Source organism: Pseudomonas sp. LBUM1666, assembly GCF_059695775.1.
The window spans coordinates 6195874-6221746 of sequence record NZ_CP166789.1; the positions used below are offsets into that span (position 1 = coordinate 6195874).

At 58.7% G+C, this 25873-nt stretch carries 22 protein-coding genes; 10 read left to right on the top strand and 12 right to left on the bottom strand.

All coding sequences use genetic code 11. The features are described from left to right. Window positions 1-82 precede the first annotated feature (82 nt). The gene (locus ACA056_RS28650; protein WP_497269479.1) at window positions 83-982 is read right to left on the bottom strand and encodes a homocysteine S-methyltransferase family protein; all 900 of its coding nucleotides are present in this window, start codon (window positions 980-982) and stop codon (window positions 83-85) included. Window positions 983-1094: 112 nt separating this feature from the next. Here ACA056_RS28650 and ACA056_RS28655 point away from each other — a divergent pair, with 112 nt between their 5' ends. Both ACA056_RS28655 and ACA056_RS28660 read left to right on the top strand, forming a co-directional pair. Beyond that, window positions 1095-1916: an ABC transporter substrate-binding protein gene (locus ACA056_RS28655; protein WP_033059249.1), complete on the top strand. Its 822-nt coding sequence runs from the start codon at window positions 1095-1097 to the stop codon at window positions 1914-1916. After that, window positions 1913-2749 (top strand): amino acid ABC transporter permease, encoded by an 837-nt coding sequence (locus ACA056_RS28660; protein WP_258618363.1) that lies wholly within the window; start codon window positions 1913-1915, stop codon window positions 2747-2749. Before ACA056_RS28655 ends, ACA056_RS28660 begins: the two co-directional genes overlap by 4 nt. Before the next feature lie 73 nt (window positions 2750-2822). Here the strand turns inward: ACA056_RS28660 and ACA056_RS28665 are convergent, their stop codons facing one another. From ACA056_RS28665 to ACA056_RS28675, 3 genes are all read right to left on the bottom strand, one after another. Next, window positions 2823-3092, bottom strand: a complete 270-nt coding sequence (locus ACA056_RS28665; RefSeq protein ID WP_497269481.1) for a hypothetical protein — start codon at window positions 3090-3092, stop codon at window positions 2823-2825. Between the two features lie 289 nt (window positions 3093-3381). Further along, window positions 3382-3660 (bottom strand): helix-turn-helix domain-containing protein, encoded by a 279-nt coding sequence (locus ACA056_RS28670; RefSeq protein ID WP_497269483.1) that lies wholly within the window; start codon window positions 3658-3660, stop codon window positions 3382-3384. Next, on the bottom strand, window positions 3657-5009 hold the full coding sequence (locus tag ACA056_RS28675; RefSeq protein WP_497269485.1) for a HipA domain-containing protein: 1353 nt from the start codon (window positions 5007-5009) through the stop codon (window positions 3657-3659). The genes ACA056_RS28670 and ACA056_RS28675 overlap by 4 nt, the downstream gene beginning before the upstream one ends. A 425-nt stretch (window positions 5010-5434) precedes the next feature. Between ACA056_RS28675 and ACA056_RS28680 the strand changes: the two genes are divergently transcribed. Next, window positions 5435-7687 carry an autotransporter outer membrane beta-barrel domain-containing protein gene (locus ACA056_RS28680; protein ID WP_497269487.1) on the top strand — a complete coding sequence of 751 codons (2253 nt, stop codon included), beginning with the start codon at window positions 5435-5437 and terminating at the stop codon, window positions 7685-7687. Window positions 7688-7765: 78 nt separating this feature from the next. On the opposite strand, the gene oadA is transcribed toward ACA056_RS28680, so the two are convergent. Continuing rightward, window positions 7766-9574: a sodium-extruding oxaloacetate decarboxylase subunit alpha gene (gene oadA, locus ACA056_RS28685; protein ID WP_497269489.1), complete on the bottom strand. Its 1809-nt coding sequence runs from the start codon at window positions 9572-9574 to the stop codon at window positions 7766-7768. Window positions 9575-9585: 11 nt separating this feature from the next. Next, window positions 9586-11001 carry an acetyl-CoA carboxylase biotin carboxylase subunit gene (locus tag ACA056_RS28690; protein ID WP_008156643.1) on the bottom strand — a complete coding sequence of 472 codons (1416 nt, stop codon included), beginning with the start codon at window positions 10999-11001 and terminating at the stop codon, window positions 9586-9588. A 190-nt stretch (window positions 11002-11191) separates the two neighbouring features. Between ACA056_RS28690 and ACA056_RS28695 the strand changes: the two genes are divergently transcribed. Further along, window positions 11192-12154 (top strand): LysR family transcriptional regulator, encoded by a 963-nt coding sequence (locus tag ACA056_RS28695; protein ID WP_497269491.1) that lies wholly within the window; start codon window positions 11192-11194, stop codon window positions 12152-12154. Here ACA056_RS28695 and ACA056_RS28700 read toward each other — a convergent pair. The 3 genes from ACA056_RS28700 to ACA056_RS28710 form a co-directional block, all read right to left on the bottom strand. Continuing rightward, the gene (locus tag ACA056_RS28700; RefSeq protein WP_046044971.1) at window positions 12096-12305 is read right to left on the bottom strand and encodes a PA3496 family putative envelope integrity protein; all 210 of its coding nucleotides are present in this window, start codon (window positions 12303-12305) and stop codon (window positions 12096-12098) included. The genes ACA056_RS28695 and ACA056_RS28700 overlap by 59 nt on opposite strands. Before the next feature lie 216 nt (window positions 12306-12521). Beyond that, entirely contained in the window at window positions 12522-13388 is an 867-nt protein-coding gene (gene hexR, locus ACA056_RS28705) for a transcriptional regulator HexR (RefSeq protein ID WP_008156648.1), read from the bottom strand. 135 nt (window positions 13389-13523) lie between these two features. Then, complete coding sequence (locus ACA056_RS28710; protein WP_497269494.1) at window positions 13524-16397, bottom strand: EAL domain-containing protein; 2874 nt, start codon at window positions 16395-16397, stop codon at window positions 13524-13526. A 257-nt stretch (window positions 16398-16654) separates the two neighbouring features. On the opposite strand from ACA056_RS28710, the gene uvrD reads away from it, so the two are divergent. The 3 genes from uvrD to ACA056_RS28725 all read left to right on the top strand — a co-directional run bounded on the left by uvrD (window position 16655) and on the right by ACA056_RS28725 (window position 20582). After that, complete coding sequence (gene uvrD, locus ACA056_RS28715) at window positions 16655-18838, top strand: DNA helicase II (protein ID WP_497269496.1); 2184 nt, start codon at window positions 16655-16657, stop codon at window positions 18836-18838. 324 nt (window positions 18839-19162) lie between these two features. Further along, complete coding sequence (locus tag ACA056_RS28720) at window positions 19163-20038, top strand: Tim44 domain-containing protein (protein WP_497269498.1); 876 nt, start codon at window positions 19163-19165, stop codon at window positions 20036-20038. Window positions 20039-20174: 136 nt separating this feature from the next. After that, window positions 20175-20582 carry an SMI1/KNR4 family protein gene (locus ACA056_RS28725; protein ID WP_008156656.1) on the top strand — a complete coding sequence of 136 codons (408 nt, stop codon included), beginning with the start codon at window positions 20175-20177 and terminating at the stop codon, window positions 20580-20582. A gap of 21 nt (window positions 20583-20603) precedes the next feature. Here ACA056_RS28725 and ACA056_RS28730 read toward each other — a convergent pair whose 3' ends face one another. Next, a complete protein-coding gene (locus ACA056_RS28730) occupies window positions 20604-22367 on the bottom strand; it encodes a cation:proton antiporter (protein WP_497269500.1) in 1764 nt (587 codons plus the stop codon). 205 nt (window positions 22368-22572) lie between these two features. Between ACA056_RS28730 and ACA056_RS28735 the strand changes: the two genes are divergently transcribed. Continuing rightward, on the top strand, window positions 22573-23055 hold the full coding sequence (locus ACA056_RS28735) for an acyl-CoA thioesterase (protein ID WP_074872148.1): 483 nt from the start codon (window positions 22573-22575) through the stop codon (window positions 23053-23055). A 54-nt stretch (window positions 23056-23109) separates the two neighbouring features. Here the strand turns inward: ACA056_RS28735 and pdxY are convergent, their stop codons facing one another. Then, complete coding sequence (gene pdxY, locus ACA056_RS28740; protein WP_201184571.1) at window positions 23110-23982, bottom strand: pyridoxal kinase PdxY; 873 nt, start codon at window positions 23980-23982, stop codon at window positions 23110-23112. A gap of 120 nt (window positions 23983-24102) precedes the next feature. Between pdxY and ACA056_RS28745 the strand changes: the two genes are divergently transcribed. Next, window positions 24103-24516 (top strand): DUF3301 domain-containing protein, encoded by a 414-nt coding sequence (locus ACA056_RS28745; RefSeq protein WP_348125050.1) that lies wholly within the window; start codon window positions 24103-24105, stop codon window positions 24514-24516. Window position 24517: 1 nt separating this feature from the next. Here the strand turns inward: ACA056_RS28745 and ACA056_RS28750 are convergent, their stop codons facing one another. After that, window positions 24518-25489 (bottom strand): CobW family GTP-binding protein, encoded by a 972-nt coding sequence (locus ACA056_RS28750; RefSeq protein ID WP_497269503.1) that lies wholly within the window; start codon window positions 25487-25489, stop codon window positions 24518-24520. A gap of 27 nt (window positions 25490-25516) precedes the next feature. Here ACA056_RS28750 and ACA056_RS28755 point away from each other — a divergent pair, with 27 nt between their 5' ends. Then, window positions 25517-25873, top strand: a complete 357-nt coding sequence (locus tag ACA056_RS28755) for a hypothetical protein (protein WP_008156668.1) — start codon at window positions 25517-25519, stop codon at window positions 25871-25873.

The following is a 25873-nucleotide window of genomic DNA, read 5'->3' on the forward strand; positions in this document are numbered from 1 at the left end:
TCGTCGGAACGCCGCCCGGAGCAAGCTCGCTCCCACATGGGTTGCGTTGAACCTGTGGGAGCGAGCTTGCTCGCGATTGGCTTCACGCTAATTTCTGGGCAAGCACCGCGATATGCTCCGGCCCGATCCCGCAGCAACCACCCAAATGACTGGCTCCGCGCTTCTGCCAATCAGCCGCCCACTGCAAATAACCCGGCGGATCAAGGTCTTCACGCAACGGGTCCAGACCGTCATTGGCTGTGGCCTCTTTCGGTTGCGGCGGGAAGGCATTGGCGTAGGCGCCGATGTGAATCTTCACCCCCAAACGCTCGAAGGTTTCCCGCGCGGCATCAATCGCAGCACCGATCACTTCCGGCTGGCTGCAGTTGAACAGCAACGTCTCGACGCCCAGCTCAGCCGCCACTGCTGCGGCTTCAGCCACCGGCTCGCCCGAACGCAAGCGCGACACTTCGTCCGTGTCCTCATCCTTCAAGGTAAACGACAGCCAGAACGGCTTGCCGTCCTTCGGCAGACCGGCATGGATCGCTCGCGCTTCAACGATCGAGCTCTGGGTTTCTGCCAGCCACAGATCGACATGAGGTGCCAGACCCTTCACCAGCGGCGCCAACAATTCGGTCACCCGAGCAGCATCGAAAAGGTCCGGACGATAGGACCCAAACAGCGGCGGCAATGAACCGGCCACGCGCACCGCTTTGCCCGAAGCCTCTACAGCGCGCCGAGCCAGCTCACCGGCCAACGCCGCGAGCGCCTGCCCTTCTACTGCAAAACGCTCTTCGCCAATGTGAAACGGCACCACCGCGTAACTGTTGCTGGTGATCACGTTCGCACCGCTTTCGATATAAGCCGAGTGCACCGCCTCTACCGCTTGCGGTGCTTCGCTCAAGGCCAGCGCCGACCACTCGGGCTGTCTGAACGGCGCGCCGCGGCGTTGCAGCTCACGACCCATGCCACCATCGAGAATTACTGTGCTTGCTGCGCCCATATGCTTTTCACTCATAAGCTTATGAAAATAACTCACTACCAGAGTCGTTCTTATAACTATTTAATACGCACCATCCGGTTAATAACAACCTCTTTTTTATCAGGGATCGACTGTGAAATTCCAACCACTCCTGGCCCTGGGCCTGACGATTCTGGCTGCCTCCACCCAAGCCTTTGGCGGCGCCACGCTGGATCGCGTCGAAAAAAAGAAAGAACTGGTCGGCGTGTTGATGGAGAGCTATCCACCCTTCTCGTTCCTCAATGATCAGAACCAGCTCGATGGATTTGACGTCGACGTGGCCAAGGCCGTGGCAGACAAACTGGGCGTCAAACTGCGCCTCGAAACCCCGTCCTGGGACGTGATCGCCGCCGGACGCTGGAGTGGGCGCTACGACATCTGCATCTGCTCCATGACCCCGAGCAAGGCCCGCGCCGAGGTCTTCGACTTCCCGGTCGAGTACTACGCCTCGCCCGCGGTGATCGTGGTCAACGCCAAGGACGACAGCATCCACAGCGCCAAGGACCTGAGCGGCAAGAAAGTCGGCCTCACCAGCGCCTCCAGCTACGAAAGCTACCTGAACAAGAACCTGGTGATCGAAGGCGCCGAAGACACCCAATTGCAGTACCCGTTCGAAGATGTGCAGATCGCGCCGTATGACACTGACAACGTGGCGTTCCAGGACCTGGGGCTGGGCGCTGGCGTTCGACTGGACGCGATCCTCACCAACCTTGTCACCGCCCAACCGCGCCTGACCGAAGACAAACGCTTCAAGCTCGCCGGCGAGCCGCTGTACTCGGAACCGAACTCGGTGGCCATTGAAAAAGGCGACGCCCAGTGGGACGCCAAAGTGCGTGACGTCTTCGCTCAGCTGAAACAGGACGGCACCCTGAGCAAGCTCTCGCAGAAATGGATCGGCGCCGACATCAGCAAATGACTTCTTTCCCCAAACCTCCTCAGCCGCCACAACCGGTGGCTGAGTCGCTGTTGCAACGGATCTTCGGTTTCCGCACGCGGCTGTACCTGACGTGGGCAGCGATGTTCGGGTTGTTCGCCAGTTTCTTCCTGAGCTTCGACCTGAAGTTCTCGATCATCCTCGACAAACTGCCGAACCTGATCGGCCTGCACCTGGCACCCAACGGCTTTTTGCAGGGCGCGGCGCTGACGTTGTTCTTGTGCCTGTGCTCGATCGTGACCTCCTCGCTGCTGGGCTTCATCACCGCCCTGGCGCGGCTGTCGAAAAGCGCCGTGGCTTTCGGGATTGCGAGCTTCTATGCCTCGTTCTTTCGCGGCACACCGCTGCTTATCCAGATCCTGCTGATCTACCTCGGCCTGCCACAACTCGGCATCGTCCCGGGCGCCATCGCCGCCGGCATCATCGCCCTGTCGCTCAATTACGGCGCCTACCTGAGCGAAATCTTCCGCGCCGGCATCCTCGGCGTCCCCCACGGCCAACGCGAAGCATCCCTGGCCCTGGGCATGCGCGAAACCGTGATCTTCTGGCGCGTCACCCTGCCCCAGGCCATGCGCACCATCATCCCGCCGACCACCAACCAATTCATCTCGATGCTCAAAGACTCGTCGCTGATCTCGGTGATGGGGGTTTGGGAGGTGATGTTTCTGGCGCAATCGTATGGACGGTCGAGCTATCGCTACATCGAGATGCTGACGACGGCGGCGGTGATTTATTGGGTGATGTCGATTGGCTTGGAGCTGATTCAGGCGAGGATGGAGCGGCATTATGGGAAGGCTTACTTGAGCCGTAGTTAGCGAAAAAATCGCAGCCTTCGAAATATATGCATATCCCATGTAGGAACTGCCGAAGGCTGCGATCTTTTGATCTTTAACGTGCGGTTTTATCCAGCTTCCAGCCCAACGCATCCAAGGCGTCACAGCCATCCTGGATCAACATATGCGCAGCGTTGGCAAAGTGTTCCAAGTCATGACCTTCCGCATCCTTCACGCACAGACACGCGACGCTATTGAGCAGATTGCGTGCGGCTTTGATTCGATGGGTGGCAGTTTCAAGAAGGTCGGAAGCACGGGCTTCGGTGTCGATGTACAGCGTCGGGCCGACGCTGAAATTACCTTGGAGCGGGTGATATTTGGACATGGGGATTTCTCTCTGAGTGAAGAGCCGCCATAGGCATAAAAACATAGGCGGCAAAAAGCGCCTCCTTTCAGGGGGCGCCCGTGCACTCTTTGTTCGATCGGCTAAGATCGATCACCGATTCGTCGGCGACGGGCGAACCATAGGCGAGCCCTCAATCGATGTAAAACCCGGTTTTCTTATCTCAGAGCGGTCCTACACCAAGCACCGAATGAAGTGACGAATTCAATTCTTGGTTGACTGCTGTGTCGCCATCGCGAGCAAGCTCGCTCCCACTTTGGTCCGTGCAGTATCAGCTGAAATCGCGCCGAATCCGAACTACGCCCATCTTCAATCCAAACGGCCGGAACACCGAATTCAGCGATTTCAGCGTCTGATTGCCTTCTCCATGTTCGATATGCACCAGCGTGCGCACCGAGATTTTGCACATCTTTGCAAACTGGATTTGGTGCAAACCGGTGACTTCCACTCGCAAGCGGCGGACTGCTTCACCAATTTCAAGAGTGCCCTGGGCCAGTGCCTCTTGAATGCTTTCTATGAGCAGAGTGCGCTCGGCAACGGTGATGCTCATTTCAGGTCCCACTCTTTCAAACGCTGCTCCAGATTTTTCAAAGCTATTCGTGGGTGATTCATTGTTGCTTCGGGCAATCCGCTGTCAGTCAGAATGTCCGGGAGAGCCAACAAGTGTTTGGCATCCTCACGCAGGCGTTCAAAAGAACCCGGCAAATAAATTAGCGCTGCCAGCGGATCATTCGGATCAGCGATGTCGGCCAATGCCTGGCACACACCACGCCAATTTACATCCCCAGCCCTCTCCAACTCTTTCGGCCACTTGGTGGTTCTTGTGACGCCTTCGTCGTCCATCACCATTGGCGCCAAGTCATAGATCGGTGCCAGGCGAAACGAGGCTGTATCGCGGATGATTGCGGTATTGCGCCCGTGGTTATCTGAGTTGCCGAGGATTTTATTGAGCAGATCCCGACGCAGATAGTCAGCAACGAGATTCGGGATTTGGTCCGCCTGCCCCGCATCACGCCATAGCCCCGCAAGCATCCGGATAACTTCCATGTGGTCCATCGGGCTACCGGGCGTGGTGATTTGCGCCAGAGAGTAGATCGACTCCACGGCAAACCGCTCGACACCCTGAGGGGTCACTTGCCGATCAAAACGCTGCATCCACAAGCTAGGTTTGGTCGCTTCCTCCAAGGCCAAGCCCTGTTCTGCCACCGTTTCGATGCCTAGTTTTTGTAGTGCCTTGTAGTAGTGGTACTCGCTTCTGAGAATGTCCTGATCGTTCCGGGTTCCTTTATTGCGAGAGAACTTCACGAACCAGTGCTGGGTAACGTCTGCATCGTCCAATACAGCATCGGGGTATAGATCTGCGCCCTTACACTGAGCTAACAAAAGTTTTGGCGCCTCGCCACCTGCCCCCGTTGCTCCACCAATTGCAGCGCCCTGCTCATAGGCATATTCGAGAAACCGGTTATCACGACTAATGACGTCCTGGCGTTTAAACCCTACAGGCTCGCGCTGATCTACTGCCTCGGCGGATTCCTTTATTCGCATATTGCCAATCGGTGCCGGAGTGCTTCTGGCCAGTAAATAAAGGTCGGCACTGACGTCAGCAGGCTTGTCGCGACCTATGTGTGTCATCAGAAATTTCTTGGCAGCACCGGCAGGTGCGATGTCATGCAGAAATGCTGGAGCGTTGGATCGCTTACCCTCCCAGTCCAAAGGAAACCTAGCACTCACTGCCTTGGCAAAGGGTGTTCCAACACCTTCAATGTTTTCGACTAGATAGGGGGTTTCGTAGCCGAAGTTGCATCGACTTTCGAAACCTTTTTCAGGGCTGTCGAAGCTTAGGATCATGGCGTCGTGCCAATTCCCGGAGGTAAAGATCTGTAAAGTCAGGTCGTACATATCGTCATCACCTGCATTTAAATGCATCTCTCAGAAGCTATTGCGTACCAGAACTGCAATATAGTGCATTTATAGCCACCAAACACCGTATCTACGCGCAATAAAATGCAAATTAACTCAACCTTATGTAGAAAATACGCAAAATAATGCAGATTCGAACCAATATTGGTATCGGCAGCAACAGACGGAGTCTGGGTTGACCAGTCAGTGGCAGATGAGTTTCCGAGTTTGGGATAGTCGACCATGTCTCGATTTGTTGTAAGAAAAAGCGTCAGTCCGAACGGGTAAAAACAGCCTTCCTCAAGCGGCTGGCAATTTTCTACACAACCTTCTGACAACCCCCGCAAGCCCGCCGGAAGCAGCTGACATCGGCACCTATAGCCTCTCTCTTAGAGTTGGCCTCCTTTCAAAAGAGGCCGTACTCGATGCCCGTTCAACACAGATACCGACCAAAACATCTGGCGCTAGCCGTTGCGCTTGCAGTGGGTTGCATAGAAGTCTCCATGGCGCAGCAACCGGAGCCTCAAGTCAATTCCGACGCGCCGACCACCAAACCTCGTAAAAAAACCGCCAAACCCAATGAGCGCTTCGATGATCTTTTCGCGATCAAGGAGTTCATCGGTCCACGTGAAAATGCTGCCCGGGCCACAAACGGGTCGGGTGAAGGGCAGACAGTTCGGCCAGTAACAACTGAACCGCTTGCCACCGTTGCAGTCGACTTCGATGACGCCTTCTATGAGTCTCTTAACTTTCCCGAGCCCACCGCTTCCGAAGTAGCATCCGCTCCTGCGGAGGTAGACCCGTTCCTTCAGTTCCAGAACGACTACACCACTCAACACACCCTCATTTCAGAGCCACTCCAAAACATCGACGGCGTCTCGCTGGTGTTGGGCGACGCGGATGACCTCCTGGTCATCAACAAAGGCGCTCGATGGGATGGAAAACTTGATGGCGGCAACGGAGTCAACGGGCTGCTCCTTAACTCCGCAGGCGGTGGCACAGTAGGAGAAACAACCAATTTTGCTGCCCTGCGGGTCGCGAAAGGCGCATGGACATTAAACGACAGCAACGACTTCCATAAAGGTGTTGAAGTAAGGAAAGACGCTACGCTATTTAACCTAGGCGCTATAAAAGGCACTGTGTACGTTGATCACGGAGGCACCTACGGCGGCTACGGTAAAGTAGGTGGCTTGCACGTGGACGGTCAGTTACTGGTCAGTGAAAATTTGGGGGCTCCTTCCATTAGAGGGGATCTTACGCTTAGCGAAAGCGCCACACTGTTCTACGAAGTAACGGATAAGGCTGATACTTCACAGACTATTTACGTCGAGGGAATCGCCAAGCTTGGTGACGCGTCTTTACTGATTACCGCTCTGCCAGGCGACTACGCACAAATCACTAATCACACAGTACTTTCCGCAGAACGGGTCGAAGGAACATTCAAGCTAGTCGACAGCAATCTGGCGTTCATGAAGGCTACCCCGGACTACAGCAACAAACAGGCCGTCCGCCTGAGCTACGCTCGCAACGAAGTGCCTTTCGAAAATCTCGCGACCAACGAAAACGGTCGGGAACTCGCCCGCAGTATTGAAGAGCCCAAAGCCAGTCCGACGGCGCAGACACCTACCAATACCGCGAACGCCGCTGTCACTGCCCTGCTCGCCTCCACCACCGAAACAGCCTCCCAGGCCATTGACCAACTGGACGGCGGCCAGAACGCCAACCTTGCGAAAGCGACCCTGAACAGTGACAGCCCAATCAGCGCGACCATGCTCTCGGCCATGCGACAGCTGGACAGCGCCAGTAGCTACAGCAATTCCACCAGGCGCAATGCACCACGCCTGGCCACCGGCAGCGAAGACAATGGCCGAGTCTGGCTTCAAGCATTGGGTCACGGTGGGACGCTGGATCGCGACTACGACGCTCTGAAACACACAACTCACGGCCTGGTACTGGGAGCGGATTGGGGCATCGATGAGGAATGGCGCATCGGTGTCTTGGGCGGGAAGTCCGAAACGCGCCTGGACAGCCGCGGACTCGATGGCGACCTCGACAGCTGGCACTTGGGTGCTTATGCCCTGCGTCAAAACGGCCCCATGTCCCTACGCCTGGGCGCGACCTATAGCAGCCACGATGGCAGCACCAAACGCCGGGTTGCCTTCAAAGGTTTCAGCGACCGCCCCGAAGGCCGTTACGATGCCAACACCCAGCAGGCCTTTGCGGAATTGGGTTACAACCTGGGCCGGGCGAACGTCAGCATCGAACCGTTCGCCAGCCTGGGCTACCAACGCTATCAGCGCGACACCTACACGGAAAAAGGTGGCGCAGCGGCACTGAAGGTACACGGTCAAACGCAGAACAACTTGAACAGCACATTCGGCCTGCGGCTGGCAAAGCTCAACACGCTGGATAACGGCATGCAACTGACGCCGCGGTTCAGTGCCGGCTGGAAACACACTTACGGGGACGTCTACAGCGATACCCGTCAACGATTGGTGACGGGCGGAAAAAACTTCACGGTTTCCGGCGCGCCGCTGGACCGTGACAGTTTGCTGGTCGATGCAGGGCTGGACCTTGGGTTGTCAGCGAAACATACGCTGGGTGTCGGCCTTACCGGTGAGATCGGCACTGACAGCCGAAACCATGGCGTAACGGGTCAGTGGCGAATGAGCTTCTAACACCCACAAATCCCGGGCGAAAAAAAAGGGGAGCACGTGCCCCCCCGAGGTTTAAAGCGGTGTATCGAGGCTGTTAACTCAGCCTTCGATCTCGATCAGGATTTCGCCCGGGTTCACCCGGTCGCCCTTGGCCACGTGGATGGCGGTGACTTTGCCGGCGATGGCCGCCTGGACTTCGGTTTCCATCTTCATCGCTTCGGTGATCAGCACGGCCTGGCCGGCTTTCACGGTGTCGCCTTCCTTGACCAGCACGTCGACGATGTTGCCCGGCATAGTGGTGCTGACGTGGCCCGGTGCAGTGGCTTGTTTGCGCTTGCTGCTGCCACCGCTGACGAATTCGTTGAGCGGCTCGAACACCACTTCTTCCGGCATGCCGTCGATGGACAGGTAGAAGTGGCGCTTGCCTTCAGCCTTGACGCCGACACCGGTGATATCGACGCGGTAGGTTTCGCCGTGGACGTCGATGACGAACTCGGTCGGCACGCCTTCGCCACCGGCCGAGGTCACACCGCCTGCTTCAGGAATCGGCAGCAGCACTTCTGGAGTCAGGGTGCCGGCGGCGCGTTCTTCGAGGAACTTGCGACCGATGTCCGGGAACATGGCGTAGGTCAGAACGTCTTCTTCAGACTTGGCCACGGTGCCGATTTCGGCACGCAGCTTGGTCATTTCCGGCTTGAGCAGGTCAGCCGGACGCACGTCGATCACTTCTTCGCTGCCGATGGCCTGGCGACGCAGTTTTTCGTTCACGGTGCCCGGCGCCTTGCCATAGCCGCCTTGCAGGTAAAGCTTCACTTCGTTGGTGATGGTCTTGTAGCGCTCACCGGCCAGCACGTTGAAGAACGCCTGGGTGCCGACGATCTGCGAGGTCGGGGTCACCAGCGGCGGGAAGCCGAGGTCTTCACGAACGCGCGGGATTTCGGCCAGCACTTCGCTCATGCGATTCAGGGCGCCCTGCTCTTTCAACTGGTTGGCCAGGTTGGAAATCATCCCGCCCGGTACCTGGTTGACTTGAACACGGGTGTCGACGGCGGTGAACTCGCTTTCGAACTGGTGGTACTTTTTGCGCACGGCGTAGAAGTACAGACCGATCTCTTGCAGCAGCTCCAGGTTCAGGCCGGTGTCGAACTCGCTGCCTTTAAGGGCGGCAACCATCGACTCGGTGCCCGGGTGGCTGGTGCCCCAGGCGAAGCTGGAGATCGCGGTATCGATGTGGTCGGCACCGTTTTCGATGGCCTTGAGTTGGCACATCGCGGCCAGGCCTGCGGTGTCGTGCGAGTGAATGAACACTGGCAGCGATTGCTCGGATTTCAATGCCTTGACCAGTTCGCCGGTAGCGTACGGAGTCAGCAGGCCGGCCATGTCCTTGATCGCCACCGAGTCGCAACCCATGGCTTCCATTTGCTTGGCTTGCGCCACGAACGCCTCGATAGTGTGCACCGGGCTGGTGGTGTAGGCGATGGTGCCTTGGGCGTGTTTGCCAGCGGCTTTCACCGCTTCGATGGCGACGCGCAGGTTACGCACGTCGTTCATGGCGTCGAAGACGCGAAACACATCGATGCCGTTGACTGCGGCCTTGGCGACGAAGGCTTTGACCACATCGTCGCTGTAGTGGCGGTAGCCCAGCAGGTTCTGGCCACGCAGAAGCATTTGCAGGCGAGTGTTAGGCAACGCCGCGCGCAGTTGGCGCAGACGCTCCCACGGGTCTTCTTTGAGGAAGCGTACGCAGGCGTCGAAGGTCGCGCCGCCCCAGACTTCCAGCGACCAGTAGCCGACTTTGTCGAGCTTGTCGCAGATCGGCAGCATGTCTTCGGTGCGCATGCGGGTCGCGAGCAGCGATTGGTGGGCGTCGCGCAGGATTGTGTCGGTAACGTAGATTTGTTTGCTCATTGTTCTATTCCTCACAGGCCTGCGTGGGCGGCGATGGCGGCGGCGATGGCCAGGGCCAGCTCTTCGGGTTTGCGCTTGATCGAGTAGTTGGTCAGTTCAGGGTGGCTTTCAACGAAGCTGGTGTTGAACTGGCCGCTACGGAATTCCGGGTTACGCAGGATTTCCTGGTAGTACGCGGCGGTGGTCTTGACCCCTTGCAGACGCATGTCGTCGAGGGCGCGCAAGCCACGGTCCATCGCCTCTTCCCAGGTCAGCGCCCACACCACCAGCTTCAGGCACATGGAGTCGTAGAACGGCGGAATGGTGTAACCGGTGTAGATCGCCGTGTCGGTGCGCACGCCGGGACCGCCAGGTGCGTAGTAACGGGTGATCTTGCCGAAGCTCGGCAGGAAGTTGTTTTTCGGGTCTTCGGCGTTGATCCGGAACTGCAGCGCGAAACCGCGGTGCTGGATGTCTTCCTGTTTCACCGAAAGCGGCAGGCCGGACGCGATGCGAATCTGCTCACGAACGATGTCGATGCCGGTGATTTCTTCGGTGATGGTGTGTTCCACCTGCACCCGGGTGTTCATCTCCATGAAGTACACCTCGCCCTCGGCGAGCAGGAACTCCACGGTGCCGGCGTTCTCGTAACCCACGGCCTTGGCTGCGCGCACCGACAGGTCGCCGATGTAGGCGCGCTGTTCAGGGGTCAGTTGCGGGCTCGGGGCGATCTCGATGAGCTTCTGGTTGCGGCGCTGGATCGAGCAGTCACGCTCGAACAGGTGCACCACGTTGCCAAAGCTGTCGCCGAGGATCTGCGCTTCGATGTGTTTCGGATTGACGATGCATTTTTCCAGAAACACTTCTGCGGAACCGAAAGCCTTGGTGGCTTCGGAAATGACCCGAGGGAATGCTTGTTCAAGTTCTTCCCGGCTGTCGCAGCGACGGATACCACGACCACCGCCACCGGAAGTCGCCTTGAGCATCACCGGATAACCGATGCGGTCGCCTTCGATCAACGCTTCCGCGATATCCGCGACGTTGCCTTCGGTCCCCGGGGTGACGGGTACGCCAGCCTTGATCATGCTGCGACGGGCTTCAGTCTTGTCGCCCATGCGGCGAATCACTTCAGCCGATGGACCGATGAACTTGATGCCGCGCTCTGCGCAGATATCTGCCAGTTCAGCGTTTTCCGAGAGGAAACCGTAGCCGGGGTGCAGCGCATCGCAACCGGTTTCTACCGCCAGATTCACCAGCTTGCGCGCATTCAGGTAGCCGGCCAGTGGCTCGGCACCGATGCTGTGGGCCTCGTCCGCACGCTTCACATGCAACGCATGGCGGTCGGCGTCGGAATAGATCGCGACCGAGCGAATGCCCATCTCGGCGCAGGCACGTACGATTCGTACGGCAATCTCACCACGGTTGGCGATCAGGATCTTTTTTATCACTTGGAGGTTCCCTTGAGCCGGTGGTACCCACGACCTGCTAGACCAGGTCGGCGCGTGACCAAATGTTTCAATTCAGTCGCAGCCCCACACTAGCCCCCACAAGGGATTAACAAAAATGAATAATAATTGGGTCAGGCATAAGTAAAGACTTATAGTTGACTCGTCAGCCTGCGACCAGAGTCCTTAGATAATGCGTAAGTCATTGATGCGTATGACATTGCGTCAATTGCAGATCTTCAATGAAGTCTGTGATTTGCGGTCCTACAGCCGTGCAGCCGATGAAATGTCTCTCACACAACCTGCCGTGAGCCTACAGATTCGTCAACTTGAAGAGCTGATTGGTCAGCCTTTGTTCGATTACGTCGGCAAAAAGCTCTACATGACCGAGGCAGCCGAAGCCCTTCAACGCGCCAGCCGGGACATTTTCGGGCGACTGGAAAACCTCGACATGCAGCTTTCGGACATGCAGGGATCGCTGCAAGGTCAGCTGAAACTGGCGGTGGAATCCAGCGCCAAGTATTTCGTGCCGCATCTGTTTGCCGCGTTCAAGCGCCAGCATCCGGAAGTGAACCTGCAACTGACGGTGGTCAACCGCGGGCAGGTCATTCGACGACTGTCGGACAACCGCGACGACCTGGTGATCATGTCCATGGTGCCGCAGGACATGGGGCTGGAGTTCTTGCCATTCCTCAACAACCCGATCGTTGCCGTGGCGCCACCGGGTCATCCGCTGTGCCACGTGGGCCCGCTGCGTTTGCAGGATCTTGAACCCTACACACTGCTGATGCGCGAATCCGGCTCCGGGACGCGACTGGCTTGCGAAGAATATTTCAAAGAGAAGCGCGTGCACTTCAACCAGACCCAGGAAGTCTCGTCAGCCGAAGCACAGCGTGAATGTGTGCTGGCGGGTCTGGGCGTGGCGCTGTTGACGCGTCACGCCCTGAACCTTGAGTTGGCGACCGGCGGATTGATCGAGCTGCCAGTCGAAGAGCTGCCGTTGTACCGCAGCTGGTGCCTGGTGCAAGCCAAGGCGAAACGGCTGTCACCGGTGGCGCACGCTTTCCTTGCGTTTATTCGCAGCGAGCGGGTGCAGATCAGCGCGCTGGTTGAGCGTTTCGACGGGAAGTTGCCGGTGCCGCCTGCCAGTAGTTGAGCTCCAGCTCAGGAAAATCACCAATCTCGGCCAGCAGCTGGCGACGTTCGCAGCGATCTTCGATAGCGCGGCGAAACTCCATGCGGCGCTGGTCTTCTTGCTGACGACGGGTTCTGGCGGCGCTGTTGCGTTCTTCGTAGGGCTGGGCCATTTCGAGTCTCCCAAGGCGATTACGGGAGTTACACGATGAACGCTGAGAATGACGGTTTGGCGGCGGGAGGGTTACAGGGATGTGAATTTTCGGCGCTTTCCAGGACGCCATCGCGAGCAGGCTCGCTCCCACACTTGACCGCTTTGTTCAGCGATCGCGATTCAATGTGGGAGCGAGCCTGCTCGCGATTAAGGTCGGAACGACCTTACGACGACGTCAGTCGTCGAGGGCTTTCACTGATTTGGGCGACAGCCGCAAGCTGCGCAGGCTGCGCTTGACGCTCTTGAGGTGATTGACCAGGCTCGGCCCGCGCGCCATGGCCACGCCCATGGCCAACACGTCGATCACCACCAGGTGAGCGATACGCGAGGTCAGGGGCGTATAGATCTCAGTGTCTTCGTGCACATCGATCGCCAGGTTGACAGTCGACAGTTCGGCCAACGGTGTCTGGCTCGGGCACAAGGTAATCAGCGAAGCGCCGCTCTCGCGCACCAGGTTGGCAGTGATCAACAAATCTTTGGAACGCCCGGACTGGGAAATACAGATCGCCACGTCGGTCGGTTTCAACGTGACCGCCGACATCGCCTGCATGTGCGGGTCGGAATACGCCGCCGCCGTCAGTAACAAACGGAAGAACTTGTGCTGGGCATCGGCCGCCACTGCGCCCGAAGCACCAAAGCCATAGAACTCGACCCGCTGGGCCTGGGACATAAGCGACACAGCCCGCTGCAACTCCACCGGATCGAGCTTCTCGCGAACCTCCATCAGCGTGTGCAGCGTGGTGTCGAAGATTTTCAGGCTGTAGTCAGCGACCGAGTCGTCTTCATGAATCGCGAATTGTCCGAAGCTCGCGCCGGCAGCCAGGCTCTGTGCCAGCTTCAGCTTCAAGTCCTGGAAACCGGAGCAACCGATGGCGCGACAGAACCGCACGATGGTCGGTTCGCTGATGCCCACGTTGTGGGCCAGGTCGGCCATGGAGCTGTGCATCACCGCCGCAGGATCAAGCAGCACGTGGTCGGCGACCTTGAGCTCCGACTTGCGTAAGAGGTGGCGTGACTGGGCGATGTGTTGCAGCAGATTCAAAGGGCTGGACTCTTTGTTATTGGCAGGTGCCGGGGATGTAGCAAGCTTGTAGTTATACTACATGAATCGGCTTTTTGCCTGCTCAATGCGTAACTCGATGTCCCCATTTCACGCCACATGCGCTCCATGTAGCCCCTACAAGGGTTTCGCGTCCGCACGCAACAGCGCCGCCAGACCATCGGCCTCGACAGGGCGGCTAATCAAATAGCCCTGCACTTCATCGCAGTGCTCGGCTTTCAAAAACTCCAACTGCTCTGCCCGCTCCACGCCCTCGGCCACCACTTTGAGCGACAAGCCGTGCGCCATGGCAATGATTGCCCGGGTGATCGCCGCATCCTCGCTACCCTCCCCCAGACCGCGGATAAATGCCTGATCGATCTTCACGTAATCCACAGGGATGCGCTTCAGGTAGCTCAGGGACGAATACCCGGTGCCGAAGTCATCAATCGCCAACTTAACCCCCAAATCACGCAATTGCTGGAAGGTCGCGATGATGTGCTCGACGCTGTCCAGCAGCTGACTTTCGGTGAGTTCCAGCTCGAGGTAGTGCGGCGCCAGACCGCTTTCCTCCAGCACCTGACGCACCAGACTGACCAGTTTGCCCTGACGCAATTGATGCACCGACAGATTGACCGACACCCGAATCGGCGCAAGCCCCTGACGCTGCCACTCACAGGCTTGCCAACAGGCCTGACGCAGCACGAACTCGCCGATCGGGCCGATCAACCCGGTTTCCTCGGCCAGGCCGATGAAGTCCCCCGGCGGCACACGGCCCATGGTCGGGTGATCCCAGCGCACCAGCGCCTCGGCGGCATTCAACCGCCCCGTGGCGAGGCACAGCTTCGGTTGGTAAAACACCTTCAGCTGCTTCTCTTCGATGGCTTTTCGCAGCTGATTTTCCAGCTGCAAGCGCTCCAGCGTGCTGGCTTGCAGACTGTCGGTATAGAACTGGAAGTTATTTCCGCCCAGGTGCTTGGCGTGCTGCATGGCCATATTTGACTGATGGACCAGCGCGGAAATTTCTCGCGCGTTGTCCGGCAACATACTGATGCCCATGGACGCGCTAACCACCAGTTCATGGCCCTCGACAGTGATCGGCAAGCGCAGCTTGGTCGAGAGTCGGGTCGCCACCCGCGCCAGGCTCGACAGGTTGCCGTAGGCATTGAACAACACGGCAAACTCATCACCGGATAAGCGAGCGATGGTGTCTGCTTCAGGCAACGCATTGACCAGCCGCCGGGCCATCTTCTGCAAGAGCTGGTCGGCGATTTCATGGCCCAGGCTGTCATTGAGCAGTTTGAAACGATCCAGATTGATGTGCAGCAACGCCAGACTGCGGTAGCCGCCCTGGCGCACCCGCTGATGAGCCTCGCTTAGCCGTTCTCGGAATAGTGAACGGTTAGCCAGACCCGTTAATTCGTCGTAATGCGTCAGGTAACGCATGCGCTCTTCAGATTCGCGCCGAGCCGATAAATCGGCGAAGAAGCCTACAATATGGCTCACATTTCCCCGAGCATCGCGCACAGCGTTCAGTTGCAACCATTGGGGATACAACTCGCCATTCTTGCGGGTTTCTACCAGCTCGCCCTGCCAACTGCCGTGCTGCTCCAGCGCCTGATGAATCGCCGCGTAGTGCCGGCGCGCATCGCGGCTGCATGCCAACTCGACCACGTTGCGTCCGATCATGTCTTCAATGTCATAGCCGGTGACTCGGCTGAAGGCCTGATTGACCGCGATCAACGCGTAATTCGGATCGAAAATCACGATGCCTTCGCTGGCGGCTTCGAACACCGTCGCGGCCAGTTGCCGTTGCTCTTCCAGAGCTTTGCTGACGCTGATGTCGCGACGGGTGCCGACCATGCGGATCACCCGGCCATTTTCGCCGCGCTCAACCGCTCGACCTCGGTCCTCGATCCAGACCCAATGGCCATCGCCGTGGCGCACGCGGTACTCAATCTGGTAGTCCTCGCTGCGGCCCTTCAAATGCTCGACCAGCGCGCGCTTGAGCGACGGCAAGTCATCGGGGTGCAGGCGCGGCTTGAGGTGGCGAAGCATCGCCGTCACGAATTCCGGCTCCAGGCCGAACAGCTCCTGAAGCTGGGTGTGATGGACTTCGTCGGTTTGCAGGTTCCAGTCCCACAACCCGAGCTCACTGGCCTTCAACGCCAGCGCCAGGCGCGCTTCACTCTTGCTCAGGGCCTGATTGGCGGCGTCCAGCTCCAGGCTGCGCTGGGCAACACGGCTTTCCAGCTCGATCTGAATTTGACGTAGCTCGTCTTCGGCACGACGGCGCTGGTCGATTTCCTTGCCCAGCTTTTGATTGAGCTGGTCGCTGCAGCTTTGGGCCTGCTGCAAGTGTTCGATCAGCGCCTGATTCTGGAAGCGCCGCAACAGTCCGCTATCGATGAGCCGATTGACCTGCCAAGCGACCACACTCAACGCGCCCAGCAATATGAGGCCGAACCAGCCCCATCCCTGATCTTGCTCATCGCCGCCCCAGAACAGATAGCCGATGGCCGGCAACAGACAGGGCAAGGTAAAGGACAGGAACGCCGGCAGGCTGACCGCGTAGGCAACACTGGCCGAAAGCGCTGCAGCGCCGATCAGGCCGAACACCCAGGCTTGTTGCATGAAGTTGTCGGCGGGGACTAGCGCAATGCCGGCGCCGGCCAGGGTCAGGCCGGTCATGGCTGAACCCAGCAAAAACATGCGGCGCCAGATCGGATGGGCCTGACGGTTGGGTATCGCCGAATCGAAGGCCGCGACTTGAATCACCCGCAACGCCACCAGCGACAACAGCCACACCAGCCAGACGCTGACCAGAAAGTAACGCTGCGGACTCCAAAGCAAGCCAGCGCAGACCAGACCATTGATCAACATGAATAACGTGGGCAGTAATGAACCCTGATAAAGCAGACGCGTGCGTTCGACCGCCATTTCCATGGCGTACTGTTTGCGGATAACCCGGGGCTCCACAACGGGGCCCGACAGGTCGGTGCTGAGGGTCATAGGCAATGTTCTTGTTCTTATAATGGTGAGCATGCGCCCGAAACGTCGACGGAGCATACACAAGCAAATGCCCGGACCAAACTGCCCCAGGTCATAAATAGACCAAAGTATCGACTGCCTGGCCCCGTGTAAAAGCAACCAAGCGAGCCCCGCCAACGCTTGCAGCCAGTGACTGACCGGTCGTCCTGCACCTATCTTTCATCGGCTAATACAATGCGGGGTTTGCCCGGTGTGACGCCGCCCCCTAGAATGCCCCGATGCGCGATGATCTCTCCCTTCTGCTGAACTCCCTCAACGATGCCCAACGCCAGGCTGTAGCTGCCTCCGTGGGTCGTCAGTTGGTCCTGGCCGGTGCTGGTTCCGGTAAAACCCGAGTGCTGGTGCACCGTATCGCCTGGTTGATCCAGGTCGAAAACGCCTCGCCCCACTCCATCCTGTCGGTGACCTTCACCAATAAGGCCGCTGCCGAGATGCGTCATCGCATCGAGCAGCTGATGGGTATCAACCCGGCCGGCATGTGGGTCGGCACCTTCCACGGCCTGGCGCACCGCTTGTTGCGGGCGCACTGGCAGGAAGCCGGCCTGAGCCAGACGTTCCAGATTCTCGACAGCGACGACCAGCAACGACTGGTCAAGCGGGTGATCCGCGAGCTGGGCCTGGACGAACAACGCTGGCCGGCCCGTCAGGCCCAGTGGTTCATCAACGGACAGAAAGACGAAGGTCTGCGTCCGCAACACATTCAAGCCAGCGGCGATCTGTTCCTGGCGACCATGCGCAGCATTTATGAAGCCTACGAGGCTGCCTGCCTGCGCGCTGGCGTGATCGACTTCTCCGAATTACTGCTGCGTGCCCTCGATCTGTGGCGCGATCACCCGGGCTTGCTGGCTCATTATCAGAAACGCTTCCGCCACATCCTGGTAGACGAATTCCAGGACACCAACGCCGTGCAGTACGCCTGGTTGCGTCTGCTGGCCAAGGGCGGCGACAGCCTGATGGTGGTCGGCGACGACGATCAGTCGATCTACGGCTGGCGCGGCGCGAAAATCGAAAACATTTATCAGTATTCCGACGATTTTCCGGATGCCGAGACCATTCGTCTGGAGCAGAACTACCGCTCCACCGCCGGCATCCTCAAAGCGGCCAACGCCCTGATTGCCAATAACACCGGGCGCATGGGCAAAGAGCTGTGGACCGACGGCGGCGAAGGCGAAGCAATCAACCTGTACGCCGCGTTCAACGAACACGATGAAGCACGCTACGTGGTGGAAACCATCGAAAGCGCGCTGAAAACCGGCTTGGCTCGCAGTGATATCGCGATTTTGTACCGATCCAACGCCCAATCACGCGTTTTGGAAGAAGCCTTACTGCGTGAGCGCATTCCGTACCGCATCTATGGCGGTCAGCGCTTCTTCGAGCGGGCAGAAATCAAAAACGCCATGGCCTACCTGCGCTTGCTGGAAGGCCGTGGCAACGATGCAGCGTTGGAGCGGGTGATCAACATTCCGGCCCGTGGTATCGGTGAGAAAACCGTTGAAGCGATTCGCGACCATGCCCGTCACAGTGATGTGTCGATGTGGGAAGCCATGCGCTTGCTGGTGGCAAATAAAGGCCTGACCGGTCGTGCAGCTGGCGCGCTGGGCGCATTTATTGAGCTGATCGAGAACCTCGCCGCCAAGTGCATGGAAATGCCCCTGCATCTGATGACCCAGACCGTCATCGAGCAGTCCGGGCTGATCGCTTATCACGAAGCGGAAAAAGGCGAGAAAGGCCAGGCTCGGGTAGAAAACCTTGAGGAACTGGTCAGCGCCGCGCGCAACTTCGAAAACGCTGACGAAGACGAAGACCTGTCGCCACTGGCGGCGTTCCTCGGTCACGCGTCACTGGAGGCCGGAGATACTCAGGCCGACGAGCACGAAGACAGCATTCAGTTGATGACTTTGCACAGCGCCAAGGGTCTGGAATTCCCTTACGTGTTCCTGGTGGGCATGGAAGAAGGCCTGTTCCCGCACAAGATGAGCCTTGAAGAACCGGGTCGTCTTGAAGAGGAGCGCCGTCTGGCCTACGTCGGTATCACCCGGGCGATGCAGAACCTGGTGATGACCTATGCTGAAACCCGACGCCTGTACGGCAGCGAGACCTACAACAAGGTGTCGCGTTTCGTACGTGAAGTGCCGAAAGGCCTGATCCAGGAAGTGCGGCTGTCCAACAGCGTCAGCCGTCCGTTCGGCGGTGGCCAGCAGCAGAGCTCCAGCAGCCTGTTTGGCGGCAGCGAGATCCCGGATACCGGGTTCAGCCTCGGCCAAGCGGTACGGCATTCGGTGTTCGGCGATGGCGTGATCCTGAACTTCGAAGGTGCCGGTGCACAGGCCCGGGTCCAGGTGAATTTCGGTGAAGGCAGCAAGTGGCTGATGCTGGGATACGCGAAGCTGGAAGCGATCTAAAGTCCGCCAGTAATTCAATGTGGGAGCGAGCTTGCTCGCGATGGCGGCACCGTGGAGTATCAGAAATACCGCGTCATCGTTCATCGTCGGAACGCCGCCCGGAGCAAGCTCGCTCCCACAATTTGATCTGCGTAGCGCCAACTGCTAGCTATTCCTACAGAACTAATTAACAAATCCTACAGACCAAAGTTAACAGGCCTTATTGCGCTGACTGAAGCTGAACACAACCTGTCAGGCAAAAGCCCGAAACACTCTGCCGCTAGCCAGTACCACTTCAGCTGTGCAACATGGCGCGCGTGCCTTCCACAAATGGGAATTCCCTTTATGAAACGTTTTCTTAGCATCGCCATGGCGTTGTGCATTGGCCTGACGATGAGCCTCGACGCCAATGCCGCCAAGCGCTTTGGTGGCGGCAAGAGCTCCGGCGCTGCGCCGACTCACCAGACCAGCCAAATGGCTCCTTCTTCTGCCGCAGGTGGCGCTGCTGCTACTGCCGGCGCGGCCGGTGCCGCTGGCGCTGCCGCCAAGGCCGGCGGTGCTTCGCGCTGGCTCGGCCCTCTGGCCGGTATCGCTGCCGGTGGCCTGCTGGCCTCCATGTTCATGGGCGGCGGCTTCCAGGGCATGCAGATCTTCGACATCCTGATCATGGCCGTCATCGCCTTCCTGATCTTCCGCTTCATCGCCGCTCGTCGCCGCAAGCAGCAAGAGCACATGGCTCCAGCTGGCGCACCAATGCAGCGTGAAGTGTTCGAGCAGAAGCCAACGGCCATGGGGTCGATCTTCGGCGGTTCGGCAGCACCGGTTGCCGCTCGTCCGGTAATCAATGCTCCGGCCTGGTTCAATGAGCAGAACTTCATTGAAGCGGCTCGCAACCACTTCCAGTCCCTGCAGCAGCACTGGGACGCCAACGAAATGGACAAGATCGCCGAGTTCGTGACTCCGCAACTGCTGGAGTTCCTCAAGCGCGAACGTGCCGATCTGGGCGACGGTTTCCAGTCCACCTACATTGATAACCTCAATGTTCAACTGGACGGCGTGGATGATCGCGCCGACAAGACCATCGCCACCCTGACCTTCACCGGTGTGTCGAAGACCTCGCGTTTCGACCAGGGCGAAGTGTTCAGCGAAAGCTGGAACATGGAACGTCCGCAGGGCGAAAACCAGCCTTGGCTGGTCGCCGGTATCCGCCAGAACGGCTGATCCCCTCTGCGTTAAGCATGTTGTAATAAAAACCCCGGCCTCGGCCGGGGTTTTCTATTTCGCGGTTGCATCTATAGCGAGCTACTGTATAAACCGCCCCAACTAAACCGCGCCATCAAGCAAGAGGATCCCGGACGTGGAAGAAATCATCGAACAACTGCGTGAAGCCAACGAACCGGTACCAGTCCCCTTGGAGTTACCCGACGAAGATCAACTGGTGGAAATCGAAGAACAGCTGTTCATCGACATTCCATTTGTCTTCAGAGAATTTTTGCTGACCGTCAGCGACGTCGTCTACGGCAGCCTGGAGCCGGTAACCGTTACCGACCCGCAATCCCACACCTACCTGCCGGACGTTGCCGCCAACGCCTGGGATGCGGGTGTTGATCGCAGCATGATTCCGATCTGCCAGGACGGTGACAACTACTACCTGGTCGAAGAAGACGGCACCGTGGTGCTGTGGTTGGCCGAAGAAGAGCTGATCGCCGAAGAAACCTGGGAATCGGTGTGGCACTGGGCGCGGGACGTCTGGCTGGAAAGCTGAGCCGTCTGACGCTCCGCGTGGTCAATGCCCGGACAAATCCTTGTGGTTGTCCAGGGTTTCCAGCAAGGCCACTTGCATGCGCGTGTGCACGCGAATGAACCAGCGCCAAAGCAGAGCCGCCACGGCGGCCGCGACGACGACGATCAGCACCAGCAACTTGTTGGTCGGCAGAATACTGGCCGACAAGGCTGCCAGCAGCAGAAAAATCACCAGCAGCGAGAGGATCGGGATCACTTCGGCGATCACCCGACGCACTCGCTGCGTGTGGCGACCGGCCATCTCCGGCTTCACGCCCATCTCCGCCAACAGCATCGACAGCGCCTTGAGCTTGCGATAGGCGGCGATCAGGAACGGTAGCGACAACAGCAACGCTCCGCCCCAAATCAACGCTTTCTGCCAGCTCGGGTCGCTGATCCAGTCTTGCAGGTAAGTGGACATGCGCTCGGCGAAATAAGCGCCCGAGAAGAAGATCGCAATCACCAACGCCAGATTGACGCCCACCTGTAACAGAATCCGCCGAATCATCGACGCCAACAGCGCGCCCTCGCCCTGAGGCTGGATGCTGCGCAGCCATTCGCCGTACATCCCCAATACCCTGCCCAGTCGCTTCGGCATCACCGCGGCAAGCTTGATCGACAGCGGATCAGCCGCTCGGATCAGGTAAGGCGTCAGCAACGTGGTGATCACCGAGACGGCAACGGCGACCGGGTAAAGGAAGTTGCTGGTGACCTGCAACGTCATGCCCAGCGCCGCGATGATGAAAGAAAATTCGCCAATCTGCGAAAGCCCCATCCCGACTCGAAGTGAGGTGCGTCCATCATTGCCAGCGATAAAGGCGCCAAGGCCGCAAGAGAACATTTTGCCCAGCACCACGGCCACGGTGATCACCGCAATCGGCCATGCATATTGCAGCAAGATCATCGGATCGAGCATCAGCCCAATGGCGACAAAGAAGATCGCACTGAACAGATCGCGAACCGGTTCGATCAAGCGCTCGATTTTCAGCAATTGCCGGGATTCAGCCATGATCGCGCCAATCAGGAAGGCACCGAGCACCATGCTGTACTCAAGTTTGACCACCAGTAAACAGAAGCCGAAACACAGCCCCAATACAGTGATCAGCAGCATTTCATTGCTTTCGAACTTCGCCACGTACGCCAGTAATCGCGGCACCAACAGGATGCCGATAACCAGTGCGACGATCATGAACAGTGAGAGCTTGCCGACCGTGGAAAACACTTCGCCAGAACTGACCGTGCCGCTGACCGCGATGCTCGACAGCAAGGCGATGATGCCGATGCCAAGGATGTCTTCAACGATCAGTACGCCGAAAATCAGCTGTGCGAAGCGCTCGTTCTTCATCTTCAGATCGTTGAGCGCCTTGACGATGATGGTGGTTGAGGAAATCGCCAGGATCGCGCCAAGGAACAGCGAGTCCATGGTGTTCCAATCGAACCAGCGACCAATTTCGTAGCCGATCCAGATCATCAGCACGATTTCCAGGAACGCCGCAATGAACGCTGTGGCGCCGACCTTGAACAGCTTGCGCAGGCTGAACTCCAGGCCCAGACAGAACATCAGGAAAATCACCCCGAGTTCGGCGAGGGTTTTGATGGTTTCTTCATCGTGGATCAGGCTGAACGGCGGGGTATGCGGGCCGATGATGAATCCGGCGACGATGTAACCGAGTACCACCGGTTGTTTGAAGCGATGGAACAGCACGGTCACCACACCTGCGATCAACATGATCACTGCCAAATCCTGAATAAAACTGATGGCATGCATGGTGTGGGGCTCCTTAAGGGGGACTTTTGGAGGTTAACACCACGACTTCCGCTGCAAAGGCGGTGCAATATATGGAAACAGATCGATCCGGGCGTGACGGCAGCCACCCGCCCGGCGTCCCGATAACTGTTGGTTTGAAAAAGCTGACGAGGCCCCCGCAGAGGTGCCGCCCTCCCGAAATTCTGCCTTGAACCGTGAGAACGCTATGGAACCCGGAAACGCACAACTGTCGATGACGGTATTGATGACCCCCGACATGGCCAACTTCTCTGGCAATGTCCACGGCGGTACCTTGCTCAAATACCTCGACGAAGTGGCCTACGCGTGCGCCAGCCGTTATGCCGGCCGCTACGTGGTGACCCTGTCGGTGGACCAAGTGATTTTCCGCGAGCCGATTCATGTCGGCGAACTGGTGACCTTTCTGGCCTCGGTGAACTACACCGGCAACACCTCCATGGAGGTGGGCATCAAGGTGGTGACCGAAAACATCCGTGAGCGCTCAGTGCGCCACACCAACAGCTGCTTCTTCACCATGGTCGCAGTGGATGACGACCGAAAACCGGCTGCTGTCCCGCCACTGCAACCGCAGAACAGCGAAGACAAACGCCGCTTCATGCAGGCCCAGCAACGTCGGCAGATTCGTCAGGAGCTGGAAAAGCGCTATCAGGACATCAAGGGCGACGCCTGATATCGACAAAGTCGCAGCCAGCGCAAAGGCTGCGATTTTTTTCCACGAATGTTGTTACAAACTGATCGCCGTTGCTTCGAACCGGACCCGCGGGTGGGAAATCCGGTCCTGAGCCCGTACCAGTTCCAGCTCATAGCTGGAGCAAGCCTGGGTTTCCAGCAGCACCTCATGTACCGCCGACGCGGCGAATTCGAAAGCCGCCACCAGGCTATCACCCAACAGCACGCGAGCCAGAAACAGTCCGGAGGTCAGGTCGCCGACGCCCACCGGCTGACGCGGGAACGCCAGCAGCGGACGGCGCAGATGCCAGCTGTCTTCGGCCGTCACCAGCAACATCTCGAAAACATCCCCCGGTTTACCGGGATAGTCCAGATGCTTGACCAGCACTGCCTTCGGACCACGCGCCAGCAGCGCTCGCGCCATGGCCAGGCAATCGAACAACGATTGCGGCTTGCGCCCCGAAAAGCTGTCCAGCTCCAGCTGGTTCGGGCACATGAAGTCCGCCACGGCAGCCGCCTCCTCCAGCAGGAAATCGCTGACTTCCGCCGGCACGCTGCAACCCTTCTCCGGATGGCCCATCACCGGGTCACACAGATACAGTGCCTTGGGATTCATCGACTTGATCCGCGCCACCCCCGTCAGGATCGCCCGACCCTGGGCAGCACTGCCGAGATAGCCAGACAGCACGGCGTCGCAGTTGCCCAGTTCGCCAATCGCCGCGATGCCTTCGACCAGGTCGGGAATCTGATGCGGCGCGAGCACTTCACCGGCCCATTGGCCGTACTGGGTGTGGTTGGAGAACTGCACGGTATTGAGCGGCCAGACATTCACCCCGACCCGCTGCATCGGGAAAACCGCGGCGCTGTTGCCAGCGTGGCCGAACACCACGTGGGACTGGATGGCGAGCAGATGGGGCGTACGTTTCATGCGGTGGGTTTTCCGTCAAACGATTGAAATTCAAGCCGCGCAGTATGCGACTAAACGCAGCCTGTACGACAGACCGGCGACGCAGTTAAGCTGACACTATCTTGTTGGAGCAACGTGTTGATGCTGACCCTTGGAAATATCTTCGTCCTGATGCTGCTTGCCACCGGTGGCGCGTGGTTGTGGCACAACCATGGCCTGCGCGAGCGCGCGCTGGAGCGGGTCAAGCTGCATTGCGCAAAGCTCGGAATCGAGCTGCTGGACGGCAACGTGGCCTTGAAGAAGATCGCGTTCATTAAAGACGCCAACGGCCGGCGGCGCCTCGCCCGTGTGTATAACTTCGAATTCACCGTGACCGGTGAAAGCCGTCACAACGGCACCATCACCCAGTTCGGCGCCCACAGTGCGCAGATTGAGCTGGCGCCCTACCCGATGCCGTTCGACGACACGCCTGCGGTGGCCGATGTAGTGAAACCGCGCGCCGAGGTGATCGAGATGAGCCAGTGGCGGCAAGAACACACTAAATGGCGTCCTTGATTTAAATCTTGCTCGACCGGCAGTCGGCTAGATCTCTTTGCAATGAATCAACATTCTGCGGCTCACTGAAAATCAGCTCGATGCGCGAATCACGCCGCCATTCGCTGGGCTGCCAGTCCAGCACCGCGTTTTCCAGCGCATTCACCGAAACCCACCCATCGACGCTGTGGATAACCAGCTTCGCCCGCCGCCAGGCAAGGCTTTCAAGCCAGCGGCCAAGGAGCGTCGCATCGAAAGTCTGACTTGGATGCCAACGCCACCCAACACTCCAGCCGCCCTCCTGTTCCTGGCTCAAGCAAATTGGCAGCGTGGGATCGGTCCAGATGGCTGGCAGCTGTGCCAATCCTTTGGGCGCAACGAAGTTATCCACACCCGCTACAGCCTGAACCCCAAGCCCTGGTAGCTCACTCAATGGCAACGCGGCTTGCTGCGTCCAGTACAACGGACGCGCCGGCAACTGTGCGGCGATTCGCTGGCGATCAGCGTCGTCGATATTTTCGGCTTTATTCATCAGCAACAACCCGGCGCTCTTGAGCGCTTCCTGTTGCGCCACCGGCAGCGGTTTACCGGCAGCAAGTGCCTGGGCGTCCAGCACCAGCACGCAGGGTTGAACAGCCAACACGCCTTGCCACGGCGCCTCACTCAATTGCCTGAGCAATTGCGCCGGATGCCCCAGCCCGGAGGGCTCGATGAACAGCCGATCCGGCCGCGCCTTGCGCAGCAAACGCCCGAGGCCGATCTGAAACGGCGCACCATTCACGCAACACAAACAGCCCCCGGCCACTTCACCCAGTGCGATACCATCGGCGTCCCGGGTCAGCAACGCAGCGTCGAGGCCGATCTGGCCGAACTCGTTGATCAGCACCGCCCAACGCTCATTCGCCGGCCGCTGCGCCAGCAGGTGCTTGATCAGGCTGGTCTTGCCGGCACCCAATGGGCCAGCAATGACGTGCGTGGGAATGTTCTGCAACATGGTCGAAGTTTTCTGAGGAGGTAAAGGATGCGGTTAATGGGATTGTCGTTGCTCCTGGCGCTCACTTCAGGTGAAGCGCTGGCCCAGGCTTGCGTGGTACATAGCACGGCTGCGCGACTCGACGTGAAAGTCTGCCAGCAGAACCGCAACATCCCGGAAAAGCTATTCGCCGATGGTTTCTGCCAGCCGAACCTTCCTGGCCAGAAAGTCGAGGTGCAGTACGTCGACCAATGCCCCACCGGCGCGTTCGGCGTGTGTAGCAACGCCCAAGTCGCCAATATGCCTTACCGGCAGGATATTCACTATTACGGCGTAGCCACGGATGCGGCGTATTTGAAGCCGTTTTGCGAAGCCCAGAGCCAGGGAACCTGGCTCAAACCGTGA